The organism is Phenylobacterium sp. (assembly GCF_022402485.1).
GTDB lineage: Bacteria > Pseudomonadota > Alphaproteobacteria > Caulobacterales > Caulobacteraceae > Phenylobacterium.
Genome location: NZ_JAKRSA010000018.1, coordinates 169,876 through 188,626, shown reverse-complemented (window position 1 = coordinate 188,626; position 18,751 = coordinate 169,876). Strand labels below are relative to the sequence as shown.

The 18,751-nt window shown below is 66.3% G+C and carries 14 protein-coding genes and 1 tRNA gene; 5 read left to right on the top strand and 10 right to left on the bottom strand.

From position 1 onward, the window contains the following. Positions 1–21 precede the first annotated feature (21 nt). Positions 22–1,500, top strand: coding sequence for a carotenoid oxygenase family protein (locus MH112_RS06975; protein ID WP_296565701.1), 1,479 nt, complete (start codon positions 22–24; stop codon positions 1,498–1,500). After that, positions 1,497–1,904, top strand: coding sequence for a nuclear transport factor 2 family protein (locus tag MH112_RS06970; RefSeq protein ID WP_296565699.1), 408 nt, complete (start codon positions 1,497–1,499; stop codon positions 1,902–1,904). Before MH112_RS06975 ends, MH112_RS06970 begins: the two co-directional genes overlap by 4 nt. Here MH112_RS06970 and MH112_RS06965 read toward each other — a convergent pair. The 3 genes from MH112_RS06965 to MH112_RS06955 form a co-directional block, all read right to left on the bottom strand. Beyond that, positions 1,901–2,851 (bottom strand): helix-turn-helix domain-containing protein, encoded by a 951-nt coding sequence (locus tag MH112_RS06965; RefSeq protein ID WP_296565697.1) that lies wholly within the window; start codon positions 2,849–2,851, stop codon positions 1,901–1,903. The genes MH112_RS06970 and MH112_RS06965 overlap by 4 nt on opposite strands. Before the next feature lie 83 nt (positions 2,852–2,934). Next, entirely contained in the window at positions 2,935–3,753 is an 819-nt protein-coding gene (locus MH112_RS06960) for a DUF1295 domain-containing protein (protein ID WP_296565695.1), read from the bottom strand. A 99-nt stretch (positions 3,754–3,852) separates the two neighbouring features. Beyond that, positions 3,853–5,073 carry an acetyl-CoA acetyltransferase gene (locus tag MH112_RS06955; protein WP_296565693.1) on the bottom strand — a complete coding sequence of 407 codons (1,221 nt, stop codon included), beginning with the start codon at positions 5,071–5,073 and terminating at the stop codon, positions 3,853–3,855. A gap of 284 nt (positions 5,074–5,357) precedes the next feature. On the opposite strand from MH112_RS06955, the gene MH112_RS06950 reads away from it, so the two are divergent. Both MH112_RS06950 and MH112_RS14960 read left to right on the top strand, forming a co-directional pair. Then, positions 5,358–5,433: transfer RNA gene (locus MH112_RS06950), tRNA-Thr, on the top strand. A gap of 79 nt (positions 5,434–5,512) precedes the next feature. Next, entirely contained in the window at positions 5,513–7,411 is a 1,899-nt protein-coding gene (locus MH112_RS14960; protein ID WP_365786487.1) for a DEAD/DEAH box helicase, read from the top strand. Between the two features lie 21 nt (positions 7,412–7,432). On the opposite strand, the gene MH112_RS06935 is transcribed toward MH112_RS14960, so the two are convergent. The 3 genes from MH112_RS06935 to MH112_RS06925 form a co-directional block, all read right to left on the bottom strand. Further along, the gene (locus tag MH112_RS06935; RefSeq protein ID WP_296565691.1) at positions 7,433–8,983 is read right to left on the bottom strand and encodes a class I adenylate-forming enzyme family protein; all 1,551 of its coding nucleotides are present in this window, start codon (positions 8,981–8,983) and stop codon (positions 7,433–7,435) included. Between the two features lie 83 nt (positions 8,984–9,066). Further along, the gene (locus tag MH112_RS06930) at positions 9,067–9,597 is read right to left on the bottom strand and encodes a YcbK family protein (RefSeq protein WP_296565689.1); all 531 of its coding nucleotides are present in this window, start codon (positions 9,595–9,597) and stop codon (positions 9,067–9,069) included. 31 nt (positions 9,598–9,628) lie between these two features. Continuing rightward, entirely contained in the window at positions 9,629–10,873 is a 1,245-nt protein-coding gene (locus tag MH112_RS06925; protein WP_296565686.1) for a L,D-transpeptidase family protein, read from the bottom strand. 332 nt (positions 10,874–11,205) lie between these two features. On the opposite strand from MH112_RS06925, the gene MH112_RS06920 reads away from it, so the two are divergent. Beyond that, on the top strand, positions 11,206–11,769 hold the full coding sequence (locus MH112_RS06920; RefSeq protein ID WP_296565684.1) for a cytochrome c family protein: 564 nt from the start codon (positions 11,206–11,208) through the stop codon (positions 11,767–11,769). A gap of 97 nt (positions 11,770–11,866) precedes the next feature. Here MH112_RS06920 and MH112_RS06915 read toward each other — a convergent pair whose 3' ends face one another. The 4 genes from MH112_RS06915 to glpK all read right to left on the bottom strand — a co-directional run bounded on the left by MH112_RS06915 (position 11,867) and on the right by glpK (position 18,723). Further along, positions 11,867–14,989, bottom strand: a complete 3,123-nt coding sequence (locus tag MH112_RS06915; RefSeq protein WP_296565681.1) for an efflux RND transporter permease subunit — start codon at positions 14,987–14,989, stop codon at positions 11,867–11,869. Next, positions 14,986–16,146, bottom strand: coding sequence for an efflux RND transporter periplasmic adaptor subunit (locus tag MH112_RS06910; RefSeq protein WP_296565678.1), 1,161 nt, complete (start codon positions 16,144–16,146; stop codon positions 14,986–14,988). Before MH112_RS06910 ends, MH112_RS06915 begins: the two co-directional genes overlap by 4 nt. A gap of 235 nt (positions 16,147–16,381) precedes the next feature. Then, the gene (locus MH112_RS06905) at positions 16,382–17,152 is read right to left on the bottom strand and encodes a class II aldolase/adducin family protein (protein WP_296565675.1); all 771 of its coding nucleotides are present in this window, start codon (positions 17,150–17,152) and stop codon (positions 16,382–16,384) included. Positions 17,153–17,226: 74 nt separating this feature from the next. Beyond that, positions 17,227–18,723 carry a glycerol kinase GlpK gene (glpK, locus tag MH112_RS06900; RefSeq protein ID WP_296565672.1) on the bottom strand — a complete coding sequence of 499 codons (1,497 nt, stop codon included), beginning with the start codon at positions 18,721–18,723 and terminating at the stop codon, positions 17,227–17,229. Positions 18,724–18,751 lie beyond the last annotated feature (28 nt).

Here is an 18,751-nt window from a genome sequence, read left to right as displayed (position 1 = left end):
CGATCTAGAGGAGCCCAGGTCATGAAGTTGGAGCGTCTAGCCCCCGTCACGACGTCGCTGCAGCCGAGCAACCATCCCTATCTGAACGGGGCCTGGACACCGCTGCATGAGGAGGTCAACGCCGAGGATCTGCAGGTCCTGGAAGGCACCATCCCCACCGATATTGACGGGGTCTATGTGCGCAATACCGAGAACCAGGCGCACCAGCCCCTGGGCCGCTACCATCCCTTTGACGGGGACGGCATGGTCCACATGATCAGCTTCAAGAACGGCAAGGCCGACTATCGCAACCGCTTTGTGCGCACCCGGTGCTTTGAGGCCGAACAGGAGGCGGGCCAGTCCCTGTGGGGCGGTCTGGCCGATGGGCCGGGCGTTTCCCTGCGCCCAGGCTTTGGGGCCCACGGGAGCCTCAAGGACTCCTCCAGCACGGACGTGGTGGTTCATGGCGGCAAGATTGTCTCGACCTTCTACCAGTGTGGCGAGGCCTATTGGCTCGACCCTGAAACCCTGGAACAGGGCGGGGTTGCCAGCTGGGGGCCCCTCGACGGGGTCTCAGCCCACACCAAGGTCGATGAGGCCACGGGCGAGCTGTTGTTCTTCAACTACTCCAAACAGGCCCCCTACATGCACTATGGGGTGGTCGATAAGGACGGTAAGCGGGTGCATTACACCCCGGTCCCCCTGCCTGGACCAAGGCTGCCGCACGATATGGCGTTCTCGGCCAACTACTCGATCCTCAATGATTTCCCGGTGTTCTGGGACCAGAACCTGCTGACCCAGAATATCCATGTGGTGCGTATGCATGAGGGCCTGCCCTCGCGTTTCGCTGTCATCCCCCGTTATGGCAACGAGGCTGACATCCGCTGGTTTGAGGCCGCACCGACCTATGTCCTGCACTGGCTGAACGCCTATGAGGACGGGGACGAGATCGTCATGGACGGCTACTTCCAGGAAGACCCCTGCCCAGCCCCCCTGCCCGACGTGCCCAGGGGTCTGGCGCACATGATGGCCTATCTGGACGAGCACAGCTTCAAGCCCAAGCTGCATCGCTGGCGCTTCAACATGAAGACCGGCGAGACCAAGGAACATCACCTGGATGACCGCATCCTGGAGTTCGGGATGTTCAACCAGCGCTATGCCGGCAAGCCCTACCGCTACGTCTATTCCACCACCACCAAGCCGGGCTGGTTCCTGTTCAAGGGGTTCGTCAAGCACGACCTGGAGACCGGCGAGTCCTGGTCCTTCACCCTGCCCGAAGGCCAGTACGCCAGCGAGGCCCCCTTCGTGCCGCGCATCGGGGCTACCGCCGAGGATGACGGTTACCTGGTCAGCTTCATCATCGATGAGGCCGGGGGAAGTTCAGAGTGCGTGCTGATTGACGCGCAGCGGATTGAAGACGGGCCAGTGGTGCGGATCGCCCTGCCGCACAAGATCTGCAGCGGCACCCACAGCGTCTGGGCCGACCGCGAGTTCCTGCGCAATGGGGTGGCCGCAGCATGAGCCCACAGGATCATCAGGACCTGGCCGAGCGGTTCATTGCCGCCCTCGCAGCCGGTGATGTCGAGGCGGTTCGGGCCATCTATGCCCCCGACGCCAAGCTCTGGCACAACAATGACGAGATCGAACAGACCGTAGACCAGAACCTGCGGGTTCTGGCCTGGCTGATCCGCGCGCTGCCAGAGCGGCAGTACCGAATCCTGCGGCGGGAAATCCTGCCTGACGGCTTCTTTCAGCAGCATGTGCTGGAGGGCGTCCTGGCCGACGGCCAGCCATTCGCCATGCATGCCTGCGTAGTGGTCCAGTCCAAGGACGGCCGCATCATTCGGCTGGACGAGTACCTCGATCCGGCCGCCGGTGCGCCCCTGGCCGCCCAGGCCCGCCGCAAGACTGAGGGCGCGGCCTAGAGCATGCTGTCGAGGCCAGCTGGCTCGCCGCACTGATCACAGGTGATCTTGGCGATCAGCGGTTGGCCGCAGGGCCGGTGATAGGTGATCAGCGGTGGCCCCTTGCCGCCGTCCAGCCATCGGTCGCCCCACCGGTTCAACTCGGCGATCAGCGGATAGAGGTCGCGGCCCTGATCGGTGAGCCGGTACTCCCACCTTTGGGGCTTGTCCTGGTAGGCGGCCTTCCGCAGCACACCTAGCTCCACCAGCCGCGAGAGCCGGTCTGACAGGATGTTGGGCGCGATCCCCAGGGCGCTTTGCAGGTCGCCAAACCGACGACGCCCCATGAAGGCTGAGGCGATCACATGGGAGGTCCAGCGGTCCCCCAGCACCTGGAAGGCGCGGTCCAACATGGGGTTGCCGCGATTGAGCCCGTCCGTCGGCACGATGGAGCGGCGCTGCGCCCTGGGGGGCTGGCTGGGCTCGACCCCGGCTCCGGGGCCATCGATCACATAGACATCCCGGGCGGTCACCACCTCCCCACAGCAGCCGCAGCGGTATTCAGGTGTGAAGGTCTTGCCGCAGCCATGGCGGATCTGGTGGGCCGGATGGGTGGGGTCGAAGAACCAGCGCTTCTCCCAGCCGATGATCATCAGGGCCAGGCTGTAGAGATCACGGCCCATGGGCGTGAGATGATAGGCCTCCCGGACCGGGCGCTCCTGGTAGCGGACCTTCTTGAGAACGCCTGCCGCGATCAGCCGACGCAGCCGGTCGCTGAGCAGGCTGCGGGCCACCCCGATACCCCCCTGAAAGTCCTCAAACCGCCGCACCCGCTGGAAGGCGAGGTAAAGGATCATCAGGCTCCAACGATCCCCAAGGATGTTGAGCGCCCGGGTGGCTGAATTGGCCTGGACCAGGACGGTCTCGGGGGGAACGCCAAGGGGGGAACTCAGACGTTGGCGGGGCATGGACACTCGGCTCTGGGGGCGGCCGGACCCTTGAGGGCGCGTCCGGCCATGTCAACCCGCGCAGACCGGTCCCGCCTGCTGGGTCAGGCCTCTTCCAGCGGGCGCGCAGGTTTCGGGGGCCAGGGAATGAACGGCGAGGTGCGCTGCACATAATCTTCATAGGCAGGCTTGCGCCGGCGCATCCGTCCCTCGACCGTGGGCATGCCGCTCCAGCGGGTCAGGGTGTAGACGAGGTAGATCGGCCCGACGATGGCGAACAGACCCGGCGTGGTTTCCGCCGCCACCAGCCACAGGCCCCACCACACGCAGGCATCGCCAAAATAGTTGGGATGGCGGGTATAGCGCCACAGGCCCTTGTCCAGGACCTGGCCGTTATTGGCCGGGTCTTTCTTGAAGCGCACCAGCTGCCAGTCGGCGATAGTCTCAAAGAGGATGCCGAAGATGGCGAGCCCGGCCCCCACATAGCCGATTACCCCGAGGCTGGCCGGTTCATCAGACACCTGGCCCAGCTGGACGGGCAGGCAGACCAGCCAGAGCAGCGGCATCTGCAGGGCGAAGACCATCCGGAACGAAGCGTAGCCATAGTTCCAGCCCCGCTCGGCCTTGGCCTTCTCCATCATCCGCACATATCTGCGGTCGGGGCCGTGGTCACGCCAGCGCCAGAGCAGGTAGCCCCCCAGGCGCAGGGCCCAAACGGCGCAGATCAAGGTCAGGACCAGGCGACGTTCCGTATCGCCCCCTGTCTGGAAGTAGGTCGCAACAGCCACAACCCCCATACCCAGCGCCCAGAGGCTGTCTACCGGCGTCGGATCACGCATCGCCCAGCAGGCCGCCCAGGCCAGGATGAAGAGAATGAGGATCACACCGGCGTTCACAGCCAGCAGCGTCACGATATCAAGCATGTTTCCCCCTGCCCCCGTTGCTCAGGGCTCTGGTCAGTCTTTCTATGCAAGCTACGGGACGCCCGCCTCAGTCACAAGGGCTCAGGCGGCCTTGGGCGCCTAAACCCCCACCACAAGGCTGACCGTAGTGGTGGTGGAGCCGCCGATGTTGAGGGTCTGACAGGTCCGGGCGCCTTCGACCTGATAGTCGCCGGCCTGCCCCGTCACCTGCTTGCAGGCGTCCAGCGCCATACGGACCCCGGTGGCACCCACTGGATGGCCCAGGCCAATCAGCCCACCGGAGGGATTGACCGGCAAGGCGCCGCCGATCTCGATCATGCCGGACTCCACCGCCTTCCAGGCTTCGCCCGGCGCGGTCAGGCCCAGGTGATCCAGCGCCATGTATTCGGTGATGGTGAAGCAGTCGTGGGTCTCCACCACATCGATCTGATCCAGGGCGGTCACGCCAGCGCGCCGGCGGGCGTCCTCAATAGCGCGGCGCACCTGCGGGAAGACGTAGGGCTGATCGGCGCTCGCCCGAACCTTGGCCTCGTAGGAGATCGGCGCGGAACGATGACCCCAGCCCTTGATCTGCGCCAGGCTCTCCAGGGGGACGCCCCGGCGGGCGGCGTATTCGGCGGCCTTACGCTCCGATGCCAGGAAGACCACGGCGGCACCGTCGGTGACCTGACCGCAGTCCTGCTTGCGGGTGCGGCCCTCCACCACCGGATTGGCCTCGTCATTCTGGGTGAAGCTCTCTGGACCAAAGGCCCATTGCCGGGTCTGGGCGTTGGGATTGCGCTTGGCGTTGCTGAAATTGATCTCAGCGATCCGCATCAGGTGGGCAGGATCGAGGCCATAGCGGCGCTCATATTCGTCGGCGAGGTCGGAAAAGGCCCTGGGCCACAGGAAGGTGGCGTCCTGGAACTCATGGCCGGTCCAGGCAGCCGCTCCCAGGTTCTGCGCCGCCTGCTGGCCGGAGACATTGCGCATCTGCTCAAGGCCGACGACGCAGGCAAGATCATAGCGTCCGGCTTCGATCTCCGCGCTGGCTGCCAGAATGGCGACGCTGCCCGAGGCGCAGGCCGCCTCATGCCGGGCGGTGGGCAGTCCATCAAAGTCGGGGTGTACGAGGCCAAAGAACCCACCCAGCAGCCCCTGTCCGGCAAACAGATCGCCGACGAAGTTGCCCACATGGCCCGCCTCAATATCCTTAGGCTCCAGGTCCACCGCCGCCAGACCCGCCCCCACCGTCTCGGAGAAGGCGTCGGCGAGATCAGCCCCCTGGCGCGCCCAATTGACCGCAAAGTCGCTCTGCCAGCCGCCCAAAATATAGACCATGGTCGCGTCCTCCAGCCTTTGCGGCGCTTCTGAATTGTCCGTCTGATTATACAAGTAACGGCCCCAGCGCCAAGCGCTTGCCGCTGAGCGCAAGGGCGGGCGGGGTCATTGGCCGCACCAAACCACGCAGCTTTGCTGGGGTTTCGGCCTTGGCGCCGGTGCGGCGACGTGGCATCGGTCGCCGCACAAACGTCTTGTGGTCTGGTCTTTCGTAGCGTCGCCCATCTGAATGGGGACGCCTACGGGCGGGGTCGCTCGGCGATCTCTTTGATATTGCTAGGTTCGCCGGTTTAGCTCAGCTGGTAGAGCAGCGGTTTTGTAAACCGAAGGTCGCGGGTTCGAGTCCTGCAACCGGCACCATTTCTTCGTCCCCAGGCGATATCAGACAGAGGACGCCCGCGCCGCCCGGCGCAGGCTCACCACCGGAAAGAGGATTCCGATGTCATTTCCCGCCACGCACCCGGCCCTGAGTCGGGCGCTCGAGGCGCAAGGCTATGCGACCCCGACTCCTGTTCAGGCCGCCGTTCTCGGCGCGCCCGACGGCAAAGACCTGCTGGTCTCCGCCCAGACCGGCTCTGGCAAGACGGTGGCCTTTGGCCTGGCCGCCGCCAGCACCCTGCTGGGTGAAGCCGAAACCTTCGCATATGCCGCTGCCCCCCTCGCCCTGGTCATCGCACCGACCCGTGAACTGGCCCTGCAGGTCAGCCGGGAACTGGAATGGCTCTACGCCCACGCCAAGGCCCGGGTCGTCACCTGTGTCGGCGGCATGGACGCCCGGCGCGAGCAGCGGGCCCTGGCCGCCGGCTGCCACATCGTGGTGGGCACGCCCGGCCGTCTTCGGGACCACCTGGAACGGGGCAATCTGGACCTTTCGTCCTTGAAGGTCGCGGTCCTGGATGAGGCCGACGAAATGCTCGACCTGGGCTTCCGGGAGGACCTGGAGGAAATCCTGGATTCCACCCCCGTGGAGCGCCAGACCCTGCTGTTCTCGGCCACCATCGCCAAGGACATCGTCACCCTGGCCCGCCGCTATCAACGGGACGCCACGCGGATCGACACCACCCGGCGGGATGAGGCCCATGGGGACATCGCCTATCGCGCGGTCCGCGTCGCCCCCAACGAGGTCGAGAAGGCCGTCGTCAACCTGCTGCGCTACTACGAGTCCCCCGGCGCCCTGATCTTCTGCGCCACCCGCGAGGCGGTGCGGCACCTTTATGGCGCCCTGCGTGAGCGGGGCTTCTCCGCCGTGCAACTGTCGGGCGAACTCAGCCAGAAGGAACGGGCCGACGCCCTGCAGGCCCTGCGTGATGGCCACGCCCGGGCCTGTGTGGCCACCGACGTCGCCGCCCGGGGCCTGGACCTGCCCGACCTCGGCCTCGTCATCCATGCCGAACTGCCGGTGAACAAGGCCGGCCTCCTGCACCGCAGCGGCCGAACCGGCCGGGCCGGGCGCAAGGGCGTCTCGGTGCTGGTGGTGCCCTATACCCGCCGTCGCAAGGCCGAGCAGCTGCTGGCCTCGGCCGGGGTCGAGGCCGAGTGGGTCGGCCCCCCATCGGGGGAGGAAATCCGCCTGCGCGATCAGGAACGTCTGCTGGCGGATCCGATGCTCAACGAGCCCCTGACCGGGGAAGACCTGACCCTGGCCCAGAAAATTCTGTCTGAGCGGGGTCCAGAGGCGGTGGCTGCGGCCTTGGTGCGCCTGCACCGGGCCCGGATGCCCGCGCCGGAAGAGCTGTTCGATGATGTCCGTGACCGCTCGCCGTCAGAGCCAAGGCCCGCCCGGCCTGAACGGGGGCCGCGGCCCGAGGCGATCAGCGACGGGATCTGGTTCCGCATGCCCATCGGGCGCAGCAAGAACGCCGATCCCAAGTGGATCCTGCCGATGATCTGCCGCCTGGGTCACGTGACCAAGAAGGACATCGGCCAGATCCGCATCTTTGACCGGGAAACCAAGTTCGAGATCTCCAAGGAGGCCGAGGGTCGTTTCCGCGAGGCGATCAAGGCTGCCGGTCCGAACATGGAAATCCCGGTCGAGGCCAGCGAACCACCTGGGGCAGCCCCGCCCCGCAGGCCCGGCCCGCCCCGAGGGCGTCCTGAAGGCGGCGACACGCGCCCGCCGCGCCGCGACTTTGGGCCTCGCCCGGAAGGCTCAGGCGATGCCCGGCCCGACCGCGGTCCGCCCCGGGATCGTCCCCGCACCGAGGGGCCGCCGTTCAAGGGCCCGCGGTCTGGCCCCCCAGGGGCCGGCTTCTCCGGCCCCAAGGGTCCAAAGAAGCCCTGGGACCCCGCAGCCCCCAAGGGTCCCAAGGGCGGCAAGCCCCGCAAGCTCCGGGACTGATCCCACTCAGGCGACCTGCGCTCACGCGGAGAGCGCGGGCCCCTGATAGCTGTCGCGCAGGTCCTTCTTCAGGACCTTGCCGATGTGGCTGCGGGGCAGATGGTCGATCAGCACCACATCAGCCAGGCGCTGGGTCTTGCCCACCCGGGCATTGAGCCAGGTCTTGATGCCCTCCGGCGTCGCCGTCCTGCCCGGACGCAGGGTCACGTAGGCCACCGGTGTTTCCCCCCAGCGGTCGGACGGCACGCCGACCACGGCGGACTCCAGCACGTCCTCGTGCTTGGCCAGCTCCAGCTCCATGTCGCTGGGATAAATGTTGAAGCCGCCGGAAATGATCATGTCCTTCTTGCGGTCCATGAGCGTCAGGAAGCCGTCTTCATCAAAGCGCCCCACATCGCCGGTGCGGATGAAACGCAGGCCCTCAGGGCTGTACCATTCGGCGTCCCGGGTTTTGCCCGGCTGGTTATGGTAGCCGACCATCATGGCCCCGGAGCGGCCGACCACCTCGCCCACCTGGCCCTGGGGGACCTCCTTGCCGTCCTCATCGATCAGCCGGATGTCGTGGCCGTTCATCGGCTGGCCGACGGTGTGCAGTTTGTCGGGATACTCGTGGGCCACGAGCATGCAGGAGCCGCCGCCCTCGGTCATGCCGTAGAACTCGATCAGGCCGCCGGGCCAGCGCTTCAGCACATCGGCCTTCACCTCCGGCGAGAACGGCGCTGAGGTGGAGAACTTCAGCACGAAGCTCGACAGATCATAGGTGTCGAAATCCCCCCGCTCCATGATCCGGCGGTACTGGACTGGCACCAGCATGGCGTGGGTGGCCCGGTGCCTGGCCGACAGCTTGAGGAACTTCTCGGCGTCGAACTTGGGCATCAGAACAGCGGTTCCGCCATTGCCCAAGGTCGGCAGGAAACTCACCAGAGTGGTGTTGGAATAGAGCGGCGTGGAGATCATGGTCACGGCATCGACCGAATAGATCCCCCGGCGCACCTGACCCCAGCGCATGGCGTGGGGCTGAACGATCCCCTTAGGCGTGCCCGTGGTGCCCGACGAATAGATGATGTTGAACGGGTCATTGGGGCCAACCTCGACCGCCTGCGGCTTGGCGGCCTCCGGTGCCAGCCAATCCTGGAAGGCCACCCCGGCCGAAGATCCGTCCAGGGCCACCCGCCTGGCCGTGATCTGATCGGCCACCGGTGCCAGCAGGGCGGCGACGCCCTCGTCCAGGAAGAAGACCTTGGCCCCGCAGTCGTTGAGCATCATCACCAGGCTTTCGGCCGTCGAGGACGGGGCCAGCGGCGCCGCCGCAGCACCGGCCCTGAGGGCCCCCATGAAGACCGCGGCATATTCCAGTGAGGTGGTGGCGCAGATGGCGGCGGCCTCGTGGGCGCCGACCCCATCGCGCTGCAGGGCCACAGCGATGCGGTCCATCAGGGTGTTGAGCCCCGCGTAATCCAGGCTGCGTTCGCCATCCACCAGGGCGGGATGGCCGGGGCGGTCACGGCCCTGAGCCGCGATCAGCGCCGAAAGGGTCCCAAACTCCTGACCCATGAGTTCTTCGGTGGTCATCGTCGCGTCCCTTTCCCGGATATCTTGTCGGGACGGGGCATATCGCGGAAGGCCGCCGGGCGGCAACCGCGCCGAGGTTGATCTCAGCCGTTCCAGCGCCGGACGGCACCCACGTCCACATGGACGAAGTCAGAGCCGGGATAATAGCCCACGCCGCCGCCCTGTTGCGCCCAGGCCGCGTCGCGCAACCTGGCGAGGTCAATCCCTGGCAGGCGGATGTCCATGGCCAGGCCGTCCATGTGCAGGCTGCGTTTGGCCACGCCGCCGCCACCGGACCGGCGCAGGGCCTCATTGGTTCGCGGCGAGCGGTACCCGGAGATCACCTGCACCGGCTGGCTGGCTCCAAGGTCAGACTGCAGACGCGCCACAAGATCAAGCAGCTGCGGCGCCATGGCATGGGTCTCGCCGGTGCGATGATCGCGCAGCACCCGGGCCAGCCCCGAAAGGGCCTCCGGCACATAGGATCCGGCCTCCCAGTAGGTGGTGGCCAGCCGCTCGCCGGTGTGCAGGTTCAGCACCGAGAGGCGGCGTGGCGTAAGGCTCGAGGCCAGGGCTGGGGACGCCAGCGGCAAGGCCAGGGCGGCACCGATCAGGGCGCGTCGGTTTAGCGACATCTGGTCTCCTATACCCTGAGGCTAGCAGCACTTAGCCGAGGTTGGAGGCGCATTCGCTCTCCGGCGACGCCATGTCGCGGTCCAGCTGGGCCACAGCCCGGCTGTTCAAGGCGGCCACAAGCTGGGCGTCCCAGCCATAGGGATCGGCCAATAGATGCAGGCCGGCCACGTCGACAAAGGCGGTCGTGTAGATGATCAGCACGGGAACCGGTGCAGTCAGGTCCACCCGGCGGGTCAGGCCCTGGGCGATCACCCCGTCCACGGTCTCCTGGGTCCAGCCCTGGCTGGCAAGCAGCAGGGCGGCCAATTCCCGGGGCCGCTCGAGTCGGACACAGCCGTGGCTGAGGGTGCGGGGGTGCCGCTCGAAGGCTGCGCGTGCCGGCGTATCATGCAGATAGATGCCGAACGGGCTGGGCATGTCGAACTTCACCTGCCCCAGGGCGTTGGTCGGCCCCGGCCGCTGTTGCAACCGCCCCTCCTGATAGGTGAAGTTGTTGCGGGCGAGATAGCCGCTATCCCGCGCCGCCCGGGGCAGAATCTCGGCATTGGCGATGGAGCTCGGCACATTCCAGGGTGGATTGAGCACCACCGTCTCGATCTCTGAGGCGAACATGGGCGTCTTGGTGGCCGGCGCGCCGACAATGATGCGCATGTCCAGAACCGGCGCGCCGTTGACAAAAAGGGTTGCCCGCGCCGCCCCGGCGTCAGCCTCGATGCGGGTGGCCGGCAGAGGACGGGGCAGCCAGCGCCACCGCTCCAGATTGGCCTCGATCTGCGCCAGCCGACCTGCGGCGCTGACATTCAGGGCCGCCAGGGTGGCCGGCCCCACAAGGGCGTCGGCCTCAAGGCCGCGCAAGCCCTGATACCGCAAGACAGCCTGGGCCAGATCCTCGTCATAGAGTTCCGGCGTCTGGGTCGGAGTGGCCAGAAATCCCTCGAGGGCGAGCCGGTGGCGCAGGGCGATGATGGCGGCGGACTGATCGCCCGGACGAAGAACCGCTCCAGTCGACAGCACCGGCCAGCCGCCCGCCTCGACCCTGGCTGCATAGTCACGCCGGGCCAGGGCCAGACTTTGATATCGGGGATCGGCGGGGGACAGGCCGGCAAGCCAGTCTTTGACCTGCCCGCTGGCCCGGGCCGTGGTCCACTCAGCCTCCAGGTCACGGGCCACCGGTGTCAGGGTCCACAGCATGTTGAGGCTGGCGGGCCGGAGGATCTGGCCGCTCTCCTGGCGGGCATGGAGCATGAGTGCGGCGACCAGCTGCTCAGAGCTCATGCCCATTGCAGACTCCAAGGCGGGCTCAGGGCGCGTTCGGAGCATCTCGACAACCGCACTGGCTTCCGCCTTGGTCAGGGGTTCGGTCGCTGACGCTGGTGTTGCGACCAGGAGCAAAGCCAAGACGATGAGGTTGGGAAATCTGATCATGGAACAGACTACCATGCGGGAAGAAGAGTCCGCGCGGCCCAAGGTCCCGTCCCATCTATGCAACGGGGTCTGATCGGACGGATCGGCGGCCCTTTTTTGTTCGGGTGAGGCCCGGGCGCCATTGCATGGCGCGCCCACTGGGCTAGCTTGCCGCAGCTTTTCAATGGGACCTGCGTAGCCACATGTTTAACCGGACCAAGACGGCCCTGGCGGCCACCTGCCTGCTTGGACTTGCGGCCTGCGGGCCGGGCGGCGGTGGCGAGTCTTCAGCGCCAGCCCCAGCGGCCAAGGCTCCGGTTCCAGAACGCACTGAGGCTGAGATCCAGGCCCTGCTGGCCTCCCTGCCCGCCCCGTACAACACCGGCGACCTGGAGAATGGACGCCGACAGTTTGGCCTTTGCCGGTCCTGCCACACGGTGGCCGAGGGTGGGCCAAACCTGACCGGTCCCAACCTGCATGGCATGTTTGGCCGGGCTGCGGGGGCTGTTGAGGGCTATCGATACTCTGACGCCTTGAAGACCGCGGGTTTCATGTGGAACGCCGAGCGCCTGGACGCCTGGCTCGCCAATCCCAAGACCTACCTGCCCGGCAACCGGATGACCTTTGCGGGGCTATCGGACCCGCAGAAGCGCGTGGACCTGATCGCCTATCTCAAGGTGGAGTCCGGATTTTCAGGCGCGCCCGGGGCCGAGGCCACGCCGGCTGGGGAACCGGCGGCGCAAACAGACGGCGAAGCGACCCTCTGATCGCCAAGCCGCCCCGGCGAGAAGCCCGCAACACTCAGGCGAAAGGGCCTTCCTCCAGCTGGAGGAAGGCCTTTCTTTTGCCGCGCGGGGCGAGCGCCTATTCGGCGGCGTTGGCGACCCGCGCCTGCTCAGCTTCCTCAAAGGCGTCGATCCGACGGGCCATGTGGTCTGGTGACTTCGTGAACCTGGCCAGCAGGTTGTAGAAAATCGGCACGATGAACAGGGTCAGCAAGGTGGCGAAGATCGCCCCGAAGAAGATGACCACGCCGATGGTCTGCCTGGCCTCCCCTCCGGCCCCGCCCCAGACGATCAGAGGCACAGACCCCGCCGCCGCAGAGATCGAGGTCATGATGATCGGCCGCAGCCGCAAGGTCGAGGCTTCGATCACCGCCTCGCGGATCGATAGACCCTGATCACGAAGCTGATTGGCGAACTCGACGATCAGAATGCCGTTCTTGGCGGCGATACCCACCAGGATGATCAATCCGATCTGACTGTAGGTATTGATGGTCGAGTCCGCGACCAATAGCCCAAACAGCCCGCCGACGGCCGCCACCGGCACGGTGAGCATGATCACCCCAGGATGGATCCAGCTTTCAAACTGAGCCGCCAGAACCAGGAACACCAGCAGAAGAGCCATGGCAAACGCCAGGCCGACGGCATCTCCGGCCTCCAGATAGTCTCGCGCCCCGCCGCCCCACAGGACGCTGACCCCGCCAGGCTGCTTGGCCACCTCGGCCTCGAAGAAGGCTATGGCCTCGCCAATCGTATAACCCGGATTGAGCTGGGCGGTGAGGTCGACCGAGCGGGAGCGATCTGTCCGCTCCCGATCCGGCGTATCGCCTCGCACCTCGGTCGTCACCACCGAAGCCAGGGGGATCACAGCACCAGACTCCGAACGCACATAGAGGTTGTTCAGGTCTTCCTGACTTTCCCGTTGCTCGCGGTCGGTCTGAAGGATGACATCGTACTCTCGCCCCTCACGGATATAGGTCGTCACCCGCCGAGATCCGAACATGGTCTCAAGGGCCCGCCCCACGGCCTGGGTTGAAACCCCCAACGCCGCCGCTTGCTCCCGGTTGATGGTCACCAGCAGGCGCGGCGAGGTCGGCTCATAGTCGACGCGCACACGGGTTAGCCCCGGATTGTTTTCCGCTGCGGCCTGGATCGGCCGCAGCCAGGCCGCGATCTGGTCGTAGTCAGCCCCGATGGCCACCAGATCAACGCTGTTGCCTTCCGTACCGCGCAGCGCCGGGCGAACGAAGGCCGTGGCCCTGACCGCTGTTATTCCGGAGAACTCCCTGTTGAGCTGGGCCGCCAGGGCGTTGGAATCCATGGCGTCAGGCCCCTCGGCCACGTTCACATTGGCGCTGCCGGTATTGAACTGGCTGCTGCCAAACCGCGGCATCGAGATCAGGTAACGGGACACCGTGCCCTCTTCGTAGAGCTCCATGAGCCGGGCTTCGATCTTCTGGGCCGCCTCAAATGTGTAGTCGTAACCCGCGCCTTCAGGTCCGGAGATATTGATATCGACCCGACCTCGATCCTCCTCCGGCACCAGCTCGCTGGGCAGGTATTGGAACAATCCAAAGGCTGCGAAGGCTAGAACCACCACCAGGCCGCCGGTGAACCAGCCCACAAAGCGGCGCCCGAGCAAGAACTCCAGGGACGCGTGGTAGGAGTTGCGCAGCCGGACCATGGCATTGTCCACCGTCCGCGCCATCCACCCCTGGCCCCGGGCCGGACGCAGCAGCAGGGAGGCCAGCATGGGCGAGAGGCTCAGTGCCAGGAGAGACGAGAAGGCCACGGCTGCGGCGATGGCCACTGCCAGTTCCACAAACAGCCGGCCGATATAGCCCGGCAGGAACATCAGCGGCGCAAAGACCGAGATCAGCACGATGGTGGTGGCCACCACGGCGAAGAACACCTGCCGCGTTCCCCGTTGGGCCGCCACAGGCGCAGGCTCGCCCTCGTCGATCCGCCTCTGAATATTTTCCACCACCACAATGGCGTCATCCACCACCAGACCGATGGCCAGCACCAGGGCCAGCAGGGTCAGCAGGTTCAAGGAGAACCCCAGGGGGGCCAGGATGATGAAGCTTGAAAGGATACAGATAGGGGCGACCACTGTGGGAATGATCGCTGCCCGCCAGGTGCCCAGGAAGATGAAGTTCACCAGCCCGACCACGGCCAGGCAGATGGCCATGGTGTACCAGACCTCCTCCAGGGCATGCCGGGTGAAGATGGTGAAGTCCACGGCCACATCCAGCTGGGTGCCCTCGGGCAGCCCGCGGTTCAGCTCTGGCAGGATGGCGCGGATGCCGTCGGAAATCTCGAGGTCATTGGCCTGAGACTGGCGGGTGACAGGAATGCCAACCTGGTCGCGGCCATTGGAACGGAACAGCCGCCGGCGCTCGTCGGCCTCCTCGGAAACCCGGGCGATATCGCCGAGCCGGGTGACGTACCCGCCCTGGCCGCTGGTGCGCACGGGCAGATCCGCAAACTCCTCGGGCGTGCTGTAGCCCCGCGCCACGCGGATGGTGAAATCCTTGGCCGCCGCCTCCAGTGAGCCGGCCGGAAGTTCCAGATTCTGCGCGTTGAGGGCAGTCTCGACATCGTTGACTGTGATGCCCCGGGCCGCCATGGCCTGGGGATCGAGCCAGATGCGCATGGCATAGTTCTGCGCCCCACTGACCCCGACCTGGGCCACCCCCGGCACGGTGGAGATCCGCTCCACCAGATAGCGATTGGCATAGTCGGTCAGTTGCAGGCGGTTGAGGGTGGTCGACGACAGGGCCAGGAAAATGATCGGCTGAGCATCAGCATCGGCCTTGCGGATCTGTGGCGGGTCGGCCTGCAGGGGCAAGTTCGCCGAGACCCGTGACACCGCGTCGCGCACATCATTGGCGGCTGCATCCAGGTCGCGGCTGAGCTTGAACTGAATATTGATCCGCGATGCGCCGTCCCGGGAGCCTGAGGTCATCCGATCGACGCCCTCGATGCCGGCGACCTGCCGCTCAATGACCTCTGTGATCCGCTCCTCGATCACCTCAGAAGAGGCACCCCGATAGTCGGTGCTGATCGAGATCACCGGCGGATCAACCGCCGGAAGCTCCCGGACGGTCAGTTGGGTGAACGAGGCCAGCCCCACCACGCAGAGGATGATGGAGGCGACGGCGGCGAAAACGGGCCGGCGAACGGAAAGGTCTGAGAGGGTCATGCGCCTGGCCGATCGCTCGCAGGTTTGACCCGGGCGACATCGGCAGCGTCGAGGGTTTCAGCCACCCTGACTGGCTGTCCACCGGTGACCTTGTTGACGCCGTTGGCGATGATCCGGTCGCCGGCTGCGAGGCCCTCGCGGACCTCAACAAAACCATCCTGACGGGACCCCACCACCACAGGCCGCTGTTCAGCCCGGGCTGCGCCGCCCTCCTGAGCGATCACGAACACAGAGGAGGACGACCCTAGCACCGAAATCGCCGCCTCCGGGACCGCCAGGCCCTGACGGTTGCCGCGGGACAAGGTGACGCGAACCATCATACCCGGCTTCAGCTGCCGGTCCGGATTGGGGAAGATCGCCCGGGCAGTGATGGCGCGGGTGGCCTCATCTACGCGCGTGTCGAGGGTGTCGATCCGGCCCATGATCACGCGGTCGGGATAGACGTCGGTCCGAGCGCTGAGGGTCTGGCCCGCTGACAATCCAGACAGGTAGCGTTCCGGCACCTGGAAATCGACACGGACCGAGGACAGGTCATCCAGGGTGACGATCGCCGAGCCAGGATTGACCAGGGCACCAGGGGCAATGTCGGTCAGGCCCACCACGCCCGCAAACGGGGCGCGGATCAGCCGATCCCCGCGGCGGGCCTCAGCCGCAGACACATCGGCCTGGGCCGTAAGAAATGCCGCCTCGTGCTGATCTACAGCGGCCTTGGAGGCGAACCCCTGATCAGCCAGGGTGCGCCAGCGCTCCAGGGTCCGTTCGGCCTGGGCCAGTCGCGCCCGCGCCTGCTCGACGCCAGCGTTCTGTTCGGCGTCCTTGAGTTCCACAAGGATCGCGCCCTGGGCCACATACTGGCCATCGGTGAACCGGACACGGTCCACAAGCTGCGTGGCCGCTGCCGTCAGGGTGACCGACTGCCGGCCCTTGGCGACCCCGATGAGCTCCACCGCGTCATTGAACGTCCAGGTTTGAACAAGGGTCGCCGCCACGGGAACGCCGCCACCCCCTGGACCGCCTGGGCCACCGCGCCCCCCTGGACCACCAGGCCCCCCGCCTTTGGCTTCACTGCCACCAAAGCCCATGATCACGCCCCCGACAATGACCATGAGACCCAGCACGACGAGCGCGCTGACGAGGAAAAAATGGCGTCTCAGCAAAGCGGGCTCCGTCGCTCCGGCGGGGGGAGCGTGAAAAGGAGGAACATGGGCACAGAATCTCAGCCGTAAGGGATAGGCCGAGTCTCATGACGCAACGATGGCCATACGTTGCGCAGCGGAAACGTATGGCCCTCTGGTTGGATATTCGGGCGCGGTGCCGCAAAAGATGCACCCCGTCGCCCATGAAATTGGCGGACTGGGGCGCTGGCGCTCACACCAGCGCCTGTCCTGGACCTCAGCCGTCGTAACCCGGCGACTCACGATCCAGGCGCCGCAGGCAGCCCGGCCAGGCGAGCTTACCGCCAATACCGCGGGCCACCTGGGACTTCACCTCGGCCTGGGCGGCTTCGGGGGCGAACAGCACATTCTCCCGACCAGCCGACAGGGCCATCACCTGCTGCTTGCAGGCGCGCTCGAGGTAGAACATGCCAATCCAGCAGTCGGCAGCGGAATCCCCCACCGACAGGGTGCCGTGATTACGCAGCAGCATCAGGGTCTTGTCGCCGATGTCAGCCACCAGACGCTCACGCTCGTCCAGGTTCAGGGCAATCCCCTCATAGTCATGATAGGCCAGCCGCGGCAGAACGATCAGGGCATGCTGCGACAGGGGCAGCAGGCCCTCTTTCTGGGCGGCGACCGCAACCCCCTGATCCGAATGCAGGTGCATCACGAACTTGGCGTCCTCCCGGGCCTCATGGATGGCCGAGTGGATGGTGAAGCCCGCCGGATTGATGAAGTAAGGGGTGTCCTGGAGGATGTTGCCCGACAGGTCGATCTTGACCAGAGACGAGGCGGTGATCTCCTCGAACAGCATTCCGTAGGGATTGATCAGAAAGTGGTGTTCCGGGCCGGGAATCCGCGCCGAAATGTGGGTGTAGATCAGGTCATCCCAGCCATGCAGGGCGACCAGACGGTAGAGGGCGGCCAGCTCAACCCGAGCCTGCCACTCCTCGGCGCTGACCTTGCCCTGAAGCGATGTGATAACGCCTGCTGATCCATCGGCCATGGCGGCCTCCCTTGGTTCTTGTTTTTCGGGGATAAACTCTCCCCAGCGTCGACGATCGTCAAGGGCTGCGGCCTTCAGGCGTGGCTCAGGACCCGGCGTACCGCGTCCCGCCAGCGACTTTGTCCAACTTGCCGCTCTGCCGGTACCAGCGTCGGGTCGGCGGCTTCAGTCGTGGGACGCGCGGCGGCGGCGGCGGCCACATCGGCATAGAGGCCTGCGCCCACGCCGGCAAACAGGGCCGCGCCCAGGGCGGTGGTCTCCTCGTAGCTGGCGCGGGCCACTCTTTGTCCGGTGAGGTCGGCCAGCCGCTGGGCAAACCAGGGGCTGCGGGACATGCCCCCGTCGATACGCAACTCAGATCCTGCGCCAAAGGCCTCCGGCGCGTCGGACATCATGGCCTCGATCAGGTCGGCGGTCTGGTAGGCGCAGGCGTCATAGGCGGCCAGGGCGATCTCGGCGAGGCCGGCATCCCGGGTCAGGCCCATCAGCGCACCGCGCGCCTCGGCGTCCCACCAGGGGGCACCTAAGCCTGTAAAGGCCGGCACCAGGACCACGCCGTTCCCCGGCCGGGCCTGCCGGGCCAGGGCCTCGGCCTGGGCTGGCCCCTCGACGCCCAGCCCCTCCACCAGCCAGCCAATGGCGGCACCGGCAATGAAGATCGCACCTTCCAAGGCATAGGTGGTCTGACCATTGATCCGGGCGGCCACCGTCGTCAGCAGCCTGGCCCGCGACCGCGGGGCAGCGGCCCCCGTATTGACCAGCAAGAAGCAGCCTGTGCCGTAGGTGGCCTTCATCTGGCCAGGCGCGATACAGCCCTGCCCCATCAGCGCGGCCTGCTGGTCACCGGCCACGCCGCAGATCGGGATGGATCGCCCCAGCAACTCTGGAACTGTTTGGCCAAACAGCCCCGCACAATCGCGAACCTCCGGCAGGACCGCGCGGGGGACCTGGAACAGCTCCAGCATGGGCGCCGACCAGGTCTGGGCATGGATGTCAAAGAGCAGGGTGCGCGAGGCATTGGTGGCGTCGGTCACATGGGACGCACCGCCGGTCAGCTTCCAGATGAGCCAGGTGTCTATGGTGCCGGCCAGAAGCTCGCCGGCCTCTGCACGCCGTCTTGCGTCGGGGACGTGGTCCAGCAGCCAAGCCAGCTTTGTGCCACTGAAGTAGGGATCGATCAGGAGGCCCGTGATGTCGGTGACGCGGTCTTCTGCCCCCTGAGCGCGGAGGCCCTCACAAACCGCAGCGGTGCGGCGATCCTGCCAGACCACCGCCCTGTGAACCGGCTCCCCCGTCGTCCGGTCCCAGAGGACAATGGTCTCGCGCTGGTTGGTGATCCCGATGGTGGCCACATCCTCAAGGCTATGACCGGCCGCGGCCACGGCCCGCCTCATGACCTTAAGCGCGGCCTGGAATATCTCTGTCGCGTCGTGTTCGACCCAGCCATCGGCGGGATAGTGTTGCGCCAGGGGTTCGGCCGCCTCGCCCAGGGCCTTACCCGCCAGATCAAACAGAATGGCCCGGGTGCTCGTCGTACCCTGGTCCAGGGCGAGGATTAGGGGGGCTGACATCTCAATCTCCTCCTGACGCCCCGAGGCG